At 61.7% G+C, this 11,925-nt stretch carries 11 protein-coding genes; 2 read left to right on the top strand and 9 right to left on the bottom strand.

Annotation, left to right across the window (positions count from 1 at the left end):
- From ACIPZC_RS09245 to rpsB, 9 genes are all read right to left on the bottom strand, one after another.
- The coding region (locus ACIPZC_RS09245; protein WP_400626355.1) for a POTRA domain-containing protein at positions 1-488 on the bottom strand (488 nt) is incomplete at its 3' end.
- Between the two features lie 70 nt (positions 489-558).
- The gene (gene rseP / locus ACIPZC_RS09240) at positions 559-1,911 is read right to left on the bottom strand and encodes an RIP metalloprotease RseP (protein WP_400626353.1); all 1,353 of its coding nucleotides are present in this window, start codon (positions 1,909-1,911) and stop codon (positions 559-561) included.
- Positions 1,912-1,972: 61 nt separating this feature from the next.
- Positions 1,973-3,175: a 1-deoxy-D-xylulose-5-phosphate reductoisomerase gene (ispC, locus tag ACIPZC_RS09235; protein WP_400626351.1), complete on the bottom strand. Its 1,203-nt coding sequence runs from the start codon at positions 3,173-3,175 to the stop codon at positions 1,973-1,975.
- Positions 3,160-3,975: a phosphatidate cytidylyltransferase gene (locus tag ACIPZC_RS09230; RefSeq protein ID WP_400626349.1), complete on the bottom strand. Its 816-nt coding sequence runs from the start codon at positions 3,973-3,975 to the stop codon at positions 3,160-3,162. Before ACIPZC_RS09230 ends, ispC begins: the two co-directional genes overlap by 16 nt.
- Positions 3,975-4,730, bottom strand: coding sequence for a polyprenyl diphosphate synthase (gene uppS, locus ACIPZC_RS09225; RefSeq protein WP_241804412.1), 756 nt, complete (start codon positions 4,728-4,730; stop codon positions 3,975-3,977). Before uppS ends, ACIPZC_RS09230 begins: the two co-directional genes overlap by 1 nt.
- Before the next feature lie 15 nt (positions 4,731-4,745).
- Positions 4,746-5,303, bottom strand: a complete 558-nt coding sequence (frr, locus tag ACIPZC_RS09220) for a ribosome recycling factor (RefSeq protein ID WP_241804411.1) — start codon at positions 5,301-5,303, stop codon at positions 4,746-4,748.
- Positions 5,300-6,043 (bottom strand): UMP kinase, encoded by a 744-nt coding sequence (gene pyrH, locus ACIPZC_RS09215; protein WP_008094912.1) that lies wholly within the window; start codon positions 6,041-6,043, stop codon positions 5,300-5,302. The genes frr and pyrH overlap by 4 nt, the downstream gene beginning before the upstream one ends.
- Positions 6,044-6,226: 183 nt before the next feature.
- Positions 6,227-7,090: a translation elongation factor Ts gene (gene tsf / locus ACIPZC_RS09210; protein ID WP_008094914.1), complete on the bottom strand. Its 864-nt coding sequence runs from the start codon at positions 7,088-7,090 to the stop codon at positions 6,227-6,229.
- Between the two features lie 185 nt (positions 7,091-7,275).
- Positions 7,276-8,013, bottom strand: a complete 738-nt coding sequence (gene rpsB, locus ACIPZC_RS09205) for a 30S ribosomal protein S2 (protein WP_012315900.1) — start codon at positions 8,011-8,013, stop codon at positions 7,276-7,278.
- Between the two features lie 387 nt (positions 8,014-8,400).
- On the opposite strand from rpsB, the gene map reads away from it, so the two are divergent.
- Positions 8,401-9,183, top strand: coding sequence for a type I methionyl aminopeptidase (map, locus tag ACIPZC_RS09200; protein ID WP_004375406.1), 783 nt, complete (start codon positions 8,401-8,403; stop codon positions 9,181-9,183).
- A 36-nt stretch (positions 9,184-9,219) separates the two neighbouring features.
- Positions 9,220-11,922: a [protein-PII] uridylyltransferase gene (locus tag ACIPZC_RS09195; RefSeq protein ID WP_267818232.1), complete on the top strand. Its 2,703-nt coding sequence runs from the start codon at positions 9,220-9,222 to the stop codon at positions 11,920-11,922.
- Positions 11,923-11,925: the final 3 nt, after the last annotated feature.

The following is an 11,925-nucleotide window of genomic DNA, read 5'->3' as shown; positions in this document are numbered from 1 at the left end:
GCAACCCGGTTGCGCGGCTGCGGCACCACCTCGGCGTCGACCTCGGCCGAGTAGCGGCCCTGGGCCACGTACTGGCGCTGCAGCTCGTTACGCACACCTTCGAGGGTGGCACGCTGGAAAATCTCGCCTTCGGCCAGGCCCGACTGTTTCAGGCCCTTCATCAGGTCTTCGGTGCTGATCGCCTTGTTGCCTTCGATCTCGATGCTCGACACCGACGGGCGCTCGACCACGTTGATGATCAGGACATCGCCGTCGCGGTTCAGCTGAATGTCCTGGAAGAAGCCGGTCTTGAACAGCGACCGGGTCGACTCCACCAGGCGCCGGTCATCGGCCTGATCGCCCACGTTCAGGGGCAAGGCACCGAAAACGCTGCCGGCGGATACCCGCTGCAGGCCGTTGACACGAATATCGGAGATGGTGAAGGACTCGGCGTGAACTTCAGCGATCATCAATGCGGAGAGGACCGCAGTTAGCAGCAGACGTTTCATGAAGTCCTTTTATTCCAACTGGCAATAAACAACCTGCCGCAATTGGCGGCAGGTTTGCAATGCGAAGCTTTTATAGTCGACCCAGATCGTTGATCAGGGCGAGCAACATCACCCCTATGACCAAACTGATACCGATCTGGACCCCCCAACCTTGAACCCGATCCGACAATGGACGACCGCGCGCCCACTCGACCAGGTAAAACAGCAAATGCCCCCCATCCAGCACTGGAATGGGCAGCAGGTTAAGAACCCCCAGGCTAATGCTCAGGTAGGCGAGGAAATTCAAGAAATCCCCCACGCCGGACTGGGCTGAAGCGCCCGCCACTTTAGCAATGGTTATCGGTCCGCTCAAGTTTTTTACCGAGAGCTCACCGAACAGCATTTTCTTCAGGGATTCGAGGGTCAGGACGCTCATGTTCCACGTCCGGGAAAGGCCCTCGCCTACCGCGTCCAGCGGACCGTAGCTGACCTCACGAAGCATGCCGGCTGGCCATTCGCCGCCTTTCACCCCGGCGCCCAGGTACCCTGCGGCAGCGGCGCCCCCACCTTTTCGAGCCAAGGTTACCGGCACATCCAGCGCCGCACCGTCGCGCTCGACACGCACCACGACCTTGGCTTCAGGGCGGGCGCGTACGCTATCGACAACCTGCTGCCAGTCACTCAAGGCCACCCCATCGAGACTCAGCAGCCTGTCGCCGGTTTTCAGCCCGGCAGCTGCCGCTGGCCCTTTTGGATCAATCTCGGCCAGCACGGGCGCCACGACCGGCCGCCATGGCCGCAGCCCGAGCGACTGAATCGGGTCAGGCTCGTCTGCACCCTTGAGCCAGCTATCGAGCTTGACCTGCAACTGACGCTCGGCGCTGGCGCCCTCATCGCGTACACCGACCTGCAATGTTCCGCTTTCGCCCAGGCGACGTACCAGCTGCAGGTTGACGGCCGACCAGCCACTGGTCGCCTTGCCATCGATGGAAACAATTTCCTGGCCGGCAACCAGGCCAGCCGATGCAGCCAGGCTGCCAGGCTCTACCGCACCGATGACCGGGCGGATCTGCTGGGTGCCGAGCATCGCCAGCAACCAGAAGAAAACGATGGCCAGCAGGAAGTTGGCAATGGGGCCTGCGGCGACGATGGCGATGCGCTGGCGAACCGATTTGCGATTGAAGGACTGGTCGGCCAGCGCTGGCGGCACTTCGCCTTCACGCTCGTCGAGCATCTTGACGTAACCGCCCAAAGGAATGGCCGCCACCACGAACTCGGTACCGTGGCGGTCATGCCAGCGCAACAGCCCGGGGCCGAAGCCCACGGAAAAGCGCAGCACCTTGACCCCGCAACGCCGAGCCACCCAGAAGTGGCCGAATTCGTGGAAAGTGACCAGTACACCCAAGGCCACCAGGGTGCCGATAATCATGTACAGCGCAGTCATGTCTTTCTCCGAATGACGTTCAGCGGAACGACTTTTCGCACATCCTCTGGGCCGGGCAGCATCAGCGGCCTTGGCGCCTCAACCACTCGCGGGACAACTCTCGGGCGCGCTGATCGGCAGCAAACACCGCCTCCAGCGAAGGCACAGGCACCACGGGTTCCTGGGCCAGCACCTGTTCGATCATACTCGCGATCTCCGGGAAGCGGATACGCCGCTCAAGAAATGCATCCACGGCAACTTCGTTGGCCGCATTGAGCACCGCTGGCGCGCTATTGCCCGCCTCCGCAGCCTGCCGAGCCAGGCGCAGGCAGGGAAAGCGCAGTTCGTCGGGAGCCTGGAAATCAAGGCGAGCGATGGCGAACAGGTCCAGCGGGGCCACACCAGAATCGATCCGCTCTGGCCAGGCCAGGGCATTGGCAATGGGCGTGCGCATGTCCGGATTACCCAACTGGGCCAGCACCGAACCGTCTACGTAGTCCACCAGGGAATGGATCACGCTCTGCGGGTGCACCACCACTTCGACCTTGCTTGGCGCCGCATCGAACAACCAGCAGGCCTCGATCAGCTCCAGGCCCTTGTTCATCATGCTCGCCGAGTCCACGGAAATCTTGCGCCCCATGGACCAGTTCGGGTGGGCACAAGCCTGCTCTGGCGTGACATCGGCCAGCTCGGCCTGAGGGGTCTGGCGAAACGGCCCGCCCGAGGCAGTCAGTAGGATTCGGCGCACCCCCACCTGGCTCAGACCCCGGTCATAGTCACCCGGCAGGCACTGGAAGATGGCATTGTGCTCGCTGTCGATCGGCAGCAGCACTGCACCACTGCGCCGCACAGCTTCCATGAACAGCGCGCCGGACATCACCAGCGCCTCTTTGTTGGCCAACAGCACCTTCTTGCCCGCCTCGACCGCGGCCAGCGTCGGGCGCAGGCCCGCAGCGCCGACGATGGCGGCCATCACCGCATCGACTTCGGGGGCGGCAGCGACCTCGCACAGGCCCGCCTCCCCTTCCAGCACCTCGGTGGCGCAGCCCGCAGCTGCCAGGCCTTCGCGCAAGCGCACAGCGGCTTCGCCGTTCGGCACCACGGCATAGGCCGGGCGATGCACCACGCACAGGGCCAGCAGTTGATCGATGCGCGAATAGCCGCTCAATGCAAATACCTGGTAGCGCTCGGGATGGCGGGCGATCACATCCAGGGTACTGAGGCCGATGGAGCCGGTGGCGCCCAGCACGGTAATACGCTGTAGCGCTGTCACATCACACCCCATTCGGCAGCCCACAGCAACACTGCGAACAACGGGATGGCTGCAGTCAGGCTGTCGATGCGGTCAAGCACCCCGCCATGGCCGGGCAGCAGGTTGCTGCTGTCCTTGATACCCGCGCGGCGCTTGAACATGCTCTCGGTCAGGTCACCAATCACCGATGCCATGACCACCAGCGCAGCCCCCAGGAGCCCCAGCAGAATCTGGCCGACACCCCAATCGCGAGTTATGCCGACCGCGAGCGTAATCACCAGGCTGACCGCCAGGCCACCATAGACGCCTTCCCAGCTTTTGCCCGGGCTGACTTGCGCGGCCAGCTTGCGCTTGCCGAAAGCACGGCCCGAGAAGTAAGCGCCGATATCGGCCGCCCACACCAGCACCATGACCGAGAGAATAAGCCAGTTACCCAGCGGCCAATGCTTGAGCAACACCAGGCCTTGCCAGGCAGGTAGCAGGATCAGCAGACCGATCAGCAGACGACAGGCAGCACTGACCCACAGCTCACTGCTTCGCGGATAGGTCAGTACCAACCAGGTGGCCATGCCCCACCAGATGACCGACGCACCCAGCACCCAGGGCGCCAGGTCAGGCATCAGGTAGAGCAGCATCAGCGCACCAGCGACGACAGCGGCATAGGCAATGCGCAGCGGCTGGGCCATCAACCCGGCCAGGCGCGCCCATTCCCAGGCCGCCAGGGTCACCACGAAGCCGATGAACAGAGCGAAATCCCCGCCGTTGAGCAGGAAGAAACCACCCAGCGCGACCGGCAGCAGGATCAGCGCGGTAATGATGCGTTGTTTAAGCATTAAGCACGAGCTCCAGCCTCGACCTGCTCGCTGGTCTTACCGAAGCGGCGCTGGCGCGAAGCGAAATCGGCCAGGGCATTGCGCATGGCCTCGTGTTTGAAGTCCGGCCAGTACAGGTCGGAGAAATAGAGTTCGGCGTAAGCCAACTGCCACAGCAGGAAGTTGCTGATGCGGTGCTCGCCACCCGTGCGGATGCACAGGTCCGGCAACGGCAGGTCGCCCGTCGCCAGGCAGGTTTGCAAAAGCCCGGGCGTAATGTCATCCGGACGCAGATGACCGGCCTGAACCTCACGCGCCAGCCGCTGGGCGGCCTGGGCGATATCCCACTGCCCGCCGTAGTTGGCGGCGATCTGCAGGATGAAACGGTTATTGCCGGCGGTCTGCGCCTCGGCCTCGCGCATGGCGGCCTGCAGTTCTGGATGGAACCGCGAACGGTCGCCGATGATGCGCAGGCTGATATTGTTCTCGTTCAGGCGTTTGGCCTCGCGGCGCAGCGCCGAGAAGAACAGCTCCATCAACGCCCCCACTTCCTCGGCAGGGCGCTGCCAGTTCTCACTGGAGAAGGCGAACAGCGTCAGCACCTCGACACCGGACTTGGCGCAGACCTCGATAACCGCACGTACGGCATCGACGCCGGCCTTGTGCCCGGCTACGCCGGGCAACAGGCGCTTCTTCGCCCAGCGATTATTGCCATCCATGATGATCGCGACGTGTCGCGGCACCGAAGACGGTGCCGCCAGCTTGGTCTTTTCCATTAAAAAACCTCGGCCTTAGACGGCCAACAGGTCCTTTTCCTTGGCTTTGAACGCAGCGTCGATCTCGGCGACGAACTTGTCGGTCAGCTTCTGGATCTCGTCAGCGGCACGACGCTCTTCGTCTTCGCTGATTTCCTTGTCCTTGGTCAGCTTCTTCAGGTCGGCCAGGGCATCACGACGCACGTTGCGCACGGCAACCTTGGCATCTTCGGCAACGGCGCTGGCCTGCTTGGTGTAACCCTTGCGGGTTTCCTCGGTCAGGGCCGGCATCGGCACACGGATGGTGGTGCCGGCACTGGACGGGTTCAGGCCCAGGTCGGAAGTCAGGATGGCCTTCTCGATGGCAGCGCTGAGGTTCTTGTCGTGGGCGACGATTTTCAGAGTGCGCGCATCTTCAACAGTGATTGCAGCGACCTGGTTCAGCGGCATTTCGCTGCCCCACGCCGTGACCTTGACGCTGTCCAGGATGCTTGGGTGGGCGCGACCGGTGCGAATGGACGCCAGGTGGCGGCCCAAAGCCTCGATAGACTTGCCCATGCGGTCCTGAGCGTCTTTCTTGATGTCGTTGATCATTTTTGAACTTCCTCGATCAGAGTTCCTTCCGCGCCGCCATGCACGATGTTCAGCAAGGCGCCGGGTTTGTTCATGTTGAAGACGCGCAGCGGCATCTTGTGGTCGCGGCAAAGGCAGATTGCCGTGAGATCCATTACACCCAGCTTGCGATCCAGCACTTCATCGTAGGTCAGATGATCGAACTTCTCGGCATGCGGGTCCTTGAATGGATCTGCAGTGTATACACCATCGACCTTGGTTGCCTTCAATACCACGTCGGCATCGATTTCGATGGCACGCAGGCACGCGGCGGAGTCGGTGGTGAAGAACGGGTTGCCGGTACCGGCAGCGAAGATTACGACTTCTTTGGCGTTCAGGTGGCGCATGGCTTTGCGGCGGTCATAGTGATCGGTCACACCCACCATGGAAATGGCCGACATGACGATAGCGGTAATGTTCGCCCGCTCCAGCGCGTCGCGCATGGCCAGGCCGTTCATTACCGTCGCCAGCATACCCATGTGGTCACCGGTAACACGGTCCATGCCGGCTGCACTGAGCGCCGCACCACGGAACAGGTTGCCACCGCCGATCACCAGGCCGACCTGGACACCGATGCCGACCAACTGGCCGACTTCCAGGGCCATGCGATCCAGGACCTTGGGGTCGATCCCGAACTCTTCCGAGCCCATCAGGGCCTCGCCGCTAAGTTTGAGTAGAATGCGTTTATAGCGAGCCTGATAACCACTGCCCTGCTGAGCCATTGCGAATCTCTCCTGCGGCGTTTGTAAAATTCTGGCGGGCTGCTTGCGCTTGAGCCTGCATGTAACTCTAACGTGACGCAGCGACTGCGTCAGCGAGCAACGGCCTTGAAAACCGCTCCCGCTTTGACAAAGAGGCTGCGCGCGTGAGCGGGCAGCCTCTTTGGGGCGACAGACGAGCCTGTCTTACTGCTTGGCGGCAGCTACCTGAGCGGCAACTTCAGCAGCGAAGTCGTCGACCGGCTTCTCGATGCCTTCGCCTACTTTGAAGTAGGTGAAGGAAACGATTTCAGCACCGGCTTTCTTGGCCAGCTCGCCGACTTTGACTTCCGGGTTCATGACGAAGGCTTGCTCTTTCAGCGAGGCTTCTGCCTTGAACTTGGTGATACGGCCGTTGATCATGTTCTCAACGATGTTTTCCGGCTTGCCGGCGATCTTGTCAGCGTTCAGCTGCAGGAAGACGTTCTTCTCGCGCTCGATGGCCTCGGCGGAGATTTCCGACGCATCCAGGAACTCTGGGTTCGAAGCTGCAACGTGCATGGCAATGTTCTTGGCCAGTTCGACGTCGCCGCCTTTGAGGACGACAACAGCACCGATCTTGTTACCGTGCAGGTAAGCACCGACAACGTCACCCTCAACGCGCACCAGGCGGCGGATGTTGACGTTCTCGCCGCACTTGGCGACCAGGGCTTCACGAGCGGCTTCGCGCGAGGCGATCAGCGGAGCGGCGTCGGTCAGCTTCTGGGCGAAAGCTTCTTCAAGGCTTTCAGCGACGAAGTTCTTGAAGTCATCTTGCAGGGCCAGGAAGTCGGTCTGCGAGTTGACTTCCAGCAGGACGGCGGATTTACCGTCGGTCTTGACGGCGATCGCGCCTTCAGCAGCGACGTTGCCAGCCTTTTTGGCGGCCTTGATGGCGCCCGAGGCACGCATGTCGTCAATGGCTTTTTCGATGTCGCCGCCGGCCTTTTCCAGGGCCTTTTTGCAATCCATCATGCCTTCGCCGGTACGCTCGCGCAGTTCTTTGACCAGCGCTGCAGTAATTGCTGCCATTTCAAAATCCTCTTGGAAAGTTTTTCAACCATTCCACCCGCTCATCACGGGCGTTCAATTCTGCAAATCCGCTGTTTCAACCTCAGCCGGCCCATAATGCGGGGCGCTTGCTGACAGCAGGATTTCAAGGTGGCAAAAAGGGGGCAAAGCCCCCTTTTTGCGTGCCAAGCAGACGCTAGCGTCTATTACTCGGCAGCAGGTGCAGCCGCTTCTTCAGCGTAGACTTCGGTGCCGCCAGCAACGTTGTTGCGGCCGCGGATGACGGCGTCAGCCATCGAAGTCATGTACAGCTCGATAGCGCGAATGGCGTCATCGTTACCTGGGATGATGTAGTCAACACCTTCCGGGCTGCTGTTGGTATCGACAACGCCGATAACCGGGATGCCCAGCTTGTTGGCTTCGGTGATAGCAATGCGCTCGTGGTCAACGTCGATCACGAACAGGGCATCAGGCAGGCCGCCCATGTCCTTGATACCACCCAGGCTGCGGTCCAGCTTTTCCAGATCGCGCGAACGCATCAGGGCTTCTTTCTTGGTCAGCTTGGCAAAAGTGCCGTCTTCGGCCTGGGTTTCCAGGTCGCGCAGACGCTTGATCGAAGCGCGGATGGTTTTGTAGTTGGTCAGCATGCCGCCCAACCAGCGGTGGTCAACGTATGGCGAACCGCAACGAGCAGCTTGCTCGGCGACGATCTTGCCGGCGGAACGCTTGGTGCCGACGAACATGATCTTGTTCTTGCCCTGGGCCAGGCGCTCTACGAACGACAGAGCGTCGTTGAACATTGGCAGGGTTTTTTCCAGGTTGATGATGTGGATCTTGTTACGCGCGCCGAAAATGTACTTGCCCATTTTCGGGTTCCAGTAACGGGTCTGGTGGCCGAAGTGCACACCGGCCTTCAGCATATCGCGCATGTTGACTTGGGACATGATAGTTCCTTGATAAGTCGGGTTGGGCCTCCACGTATCCCAATGACCAACCCACGCAGCTGAACGAGAAGTTCGGGAATGCGGGGCACCCAGGTCATCGTGTCGACACGTGTGTGGGTTTGAGCTGACGGGGTCGTCCCCGAAAGCGGCGCATGTTATACCACAGACCGCCAACGAACGGAACCCGCAGCTTTAAGCTTCAAGCCGCAAGCTTCAAGCTGCAAGAGAAAGCCGACCGCAGCCCCCCCAAGTCACGCCGCTCAGCTTGCAGCTTGCAGCTCGAAGCTTGAAGCTTGAAGCTTGATGCTGGGTTCACAGCCGCCCTCTGATAGAATGAGGGCCTTTTCCGTTTGTTCGCGCCACCTGCGGCGCCGTAGAGAGCCTGTAATGACCGTTACCATCAAGACCGCAGAAGACATCGAGAAGATGCGCATCGCCGGCCGCCTGGCCGCCGAAGTGCTGGAAATGATCGAAGAACACGTCAAGCCCGGTGTTACCACCGAAGAGCTCGACCGCCTGTGCCACGACTATATCGTCAACGTCCAGCAGGCCATTCCGGCACCGCTCAACTACAAGGGCTACCCGAAGTCGATCTGCACCTCGATCAACCACGTGGTCTGCCACGGCATCCCCAACGACAAGCCACTCAAGGACGGCGACACGCTGAACATCGATGTCACCGTGATCAAGGATGGCTACCACGGCGACACCAGCCGCATGTTCCACGTCGGCACCGTGCCGGTCTGGGCCGAACGCCTGTCCAAGGTCACCCAGGAATGCATGTACAAGGCCATCGAACTGGTCAAGCCAGGCTGCCGCCTGGGCGATATCGGTGAAGTGATCCAGAAGCACGCCGAAAAGAACGGCTTTTCGGTGGTGCGTGAATTCTGCGGCCACGGCATCGGCAAGGTGTTCCACGAAGAGCCGCAGATCCTCCACTACGGCCGTGCCGGCACCGGCATGGAGCTCAAAGAGGGCATGACCTTCACCATCGAACCGATGATCAACCAGGGCAAGGCCGACACCAAGGTACTGGGCGACGGCTGGACCGCCATCACCAAGGACCGCAAGCTCTCGGCGCAGTGGGAACACACCCTGGTGGTGACTGCCACCGGCTACGAGATCTTCACCCTGCGCAAGGACGACACCATCCCGCGCACTTCGGCCTGAATTCACGCCAAAGCCCCTACGACAGGAACGCGATGCATGCCCCAGGTGGATCCCGAGCTGTTCGACCGCGGCCAGTTCCAGGCGGAACTGGCCCTCAAGGCGAGCCCCATCGCCGCTTTCAAGAAGGCCATCCGCCAGGCTGGCGAGGTGCTCGACAAGCGTTTCCGTGACGGCCGTGAAATCCGTCAGCTGATCGAGGACCGTGCCTGGCTCGTCGACAACATCCTGCAACAGGCCTGGAAGCAGTTCGACTGGGGCGACGCTGACGGCATCGCGCTGGTGGCGGTCGGGGGCTACGGGCGCGGTGAACTGCACCCGCACTCGGACATCGACCTGCTGATCCTGCTGCGCGACGTCGAACACGAGCAGTACCGCGATGCCATCGAACGCTTCCTTACGCTGCTGTGGGATATCGGCCTGGAAGTGGGCCAAAGCGTGCGCACCATCGACGAGTGTGCCGAACAGGCCCGTGCCGACCTGACGGTCATCACCAACATGATGGAAAGCCGTACCATCGCCGGCCCCGAAGCCCTGCGCCAGCGCATGCTCGAGGTCACCAGCACCGCGCACATGTGGCCGAGCAAGGAGTTCTTCCTGGCCAAGCGCGCAGAGCTCAAGGCCCGCCACCACAAGTACAACGACACCGAGTACAACCTCGAGCCCAATGTAAAAGGCTCGCCCGGTGGCCTTCGCGACATCCAGACAGTCCTTTGGGTAGCCCGTCGCCAGTACGGCACCCTGAACCTGCACGCCCTCGCTGGCGAAGGCTTCCTGCTGGAAAGCGAAAACGAACTGCTGGCCTCCTCCCAGGACTTCTTGTGGAAGGTGCGCTACGCCCTGCACATGCTCGCCGGCCGCGCCGAAGACCGCCTGCTGTTCGACCACCAGCGCAGCATCGCCGCACTGCTGGGCTACAGCGACGAAAACCCCAAGCGCGCCATCGAACAGTTCATGCAGCAGTACTACCGGGTGGTGATGAGCATCAGCCAGCTGTGCGACCTGATCATCCAGCACTTCGAGGAAGTCATCCTCGCCGACGATGACAGTGGCACCACCCAGCCGCTCAATACACGCTTCCGCCTGCACGACGGCTATATCGAAGCGGTCAACGCCAACGTGTTCAAGCGCACGCCGTTCGCCATGATGGAAATCTTCGTGCTGATGGCGCAGCACCCGGAAATCAAGGGTGTGCGCGCTGACACCGTGCGCCTGCTGCGTGAGCACCGCCACCTGATCGACGACACCTTCCGCAACGATATCCGCAACACCAGCCTGTTCATCGAGCTGTTCAAGTGCGAAATCGGCATCCATCGCAACCTGCGGCGGATGAACCGCTACGGCATCCTCGGCCGTTACCTGCCAGAGTTCGGCCTGATCGTCGGGCAGATGCAGCACGACCTGTTCCACATCTATACGGTCGACGCGCACACCCTCAACCTCATCAAGCACCTGCGCAAGCTGCAGTACACGCCGGTATCCGAAAAATTCCCGCTGGCCAGCAAGCTTATGGGCCGCCTGCCCAAACCTGAGCTCATCTACCTGGCCGGGCTGTACCACGACATCGGCAAAGGGCGCCAGGGCGACCACTCCGAGCTGGGCGCGGTGGATGCGAAGAAGTTTTGCGAGCGCCATCAGTTGCCCGCCTGGGACAGCCGGCTGATCGTCTGGCTGGTGCAGAACCACCTGGTGATGTCCACCACCGCGCAACGCAAGGACCTGTCCGACCCGCAGGTGATCAACGACTTCGCCCTGCATGTCGGCGACGAGACGCGCCTGGACTACCTGTATGTGCTGACCGTGGCCGACATCAATGCCACCAACCCCAGCCTGTGGAACTCCTGGCGCGCCAGCCTGCTGCGCCAACTGTACAGCGAGACCAAACGGGCCCTGCGTCGCGGCCTGGAAAACCCGCTGGACCGCGAGGAGCAGATCCGCCAGACACAGAGCGCTGCGCTGGACATCCTCGTCAGAGAGGGCACCGACCCGGACGACGTCGAGCAACTCTGGTCGCAACTGGGTGACGACTATTTCCTCAAGCACAACGCCGCTGATGTGGCCTGGCACAGTGATGCGATCCTGCAGCAGCCTGCCGACGGCGGGCCGCTGGTACTGATCAAGGAAACCACCCAGCGTGAGTTCGAGGGCGGTACGCAGATTTTCATCTATGCCCCCGACCAGCACGACTTCTTTGCCGTGACCGTAGCGGCCATGTCGCAGCTCAACCTGAACATCCATGACGCGCGCATCATCACCTCGAGCAGCCAGTTCACGCTCGACACCTACATCGTGCTCGACAATGACGGCGGCTCCATCGGTGATAACCCGCAACGGGTCAAGCAGATCCGCGACGGCCTGACCGAGGCGCTGCGCAACCCCGAGGATTACCCGACCATCATCCAGCGTCGGGTACCCCGCCAGCTCAAGCATTTCAACTTCCCGCCGCAGGTGACCATCCTCAACGATGCCCAGCGGGCGGTGACCATCCTCGAGATCACCGCGCCGGACCGCCCGGGGCTGCTGGCGCGGATCGGGCGGATCTTCCTGGAGTTCGACCTGTCACTGCAGAACGCCAAGATCGCCACCCTCGGCGAACGCGTGGAAGACGTATTCTTCATTACCGACGCCGACAACCAGCCGCTGTCCGACCCGCAGTTGTGCAGCCGCCTGCAGGAAGCGATCGTGCAACAGCTGCAGGCCGGCCAGGCCAGCGATGCCAGCCCGGCCCGCGTGACCTTTTAACGA

It is taken from the genome of Pseudomonas sp. NPDC089743 (genome assembly GCF_044748785.1).
Lineage (GTDB): Bacteria > Pseudomonadota > Gammaproteobacteria > Pseudomonadales > Pseudomonadaceae > Aquipseudomonas > Aquipseudomonas putida_X.
The sequence above is the reverse complement of the archived record's forward strand: the minus strand, read 5'-3'. Positions and strand labels throughout refer to the sequence as shown.

What these genes read in the sequence shown, in the direction of transcription:
- rseP (WP_400626353.1), bottom strand. Translation starts at nt 1,911, where the DNA reads ATGACTGCGCTGTACATGATTATCGGCACCCTGGTGGCCTTGGGTGTA.
- ispC (WP_400626351.1), bottom strand. Translation starts at nt 3,175, where the DNA reads ATGGGGTGTGATGTGACAGCGCTACAGCGTATTACCGTGCTGGGCGCC.
- ACIPZC_RS09230 (WP_400626349.1), bottom strand. Translation starts at nt 3,975, where the DNA reads ATGCTTAAACAACGCATCATTACCGCGCTGATCCTGCTGCCGGTCGCG.
- uppS (WP_241804412.1), bottom strand. Translation starts at nt 4,730, where the DNA reads ATGGAAAAGACCAAGCTGGCGGCACCGTCTTCGGTGCCGCGACACGTC.
- frr (WP_241804411.1), bottom strand. Translation starts at nt 5,303, where the DNA reads ATGATCAACGACATCAAGAAAGACGCTCAGGACCGCATGGGCAAGTCT.
- pyrH (WP_008094912.1), bottom strand. Translation starts at nt 6,043, where the DNA reads ATGGCTCAGCAGGGCAGTGGTTATCAGGCTCGCTATAAACGCATTCTA.
- tsf (WP_008094914.1), bottom strand. Translation starts at nt 7,090, where the DNA reads ATGGCAGCAATTACTGCAGCGCTGGTCAAAGAACTGCGCGAGCGTACC.
- rpsB (WP_012315900.1), bottom strand. Translation starts at nt 8,013, where the DNA reads ATGTCCCAAGTCAACATGCGCGATATGCTGAAGGCCGGTGTGCACTTC.
- map (WP_004375406.1), top strand. Translation starts at nt 8,401, where the DNA reads ATGACCGTTACCATCAAGACCGCAGAAGACATCGAGAAGATGCGCATC.
- ACIPZC_RS09195 (WP_267818232.1), top strand. Translation starts at nt 9,220, where the DNA reads ATGCCCCAGGTGGATCCCGAGCTGTTCGACCGCGGCCAGTTCCAGGCG.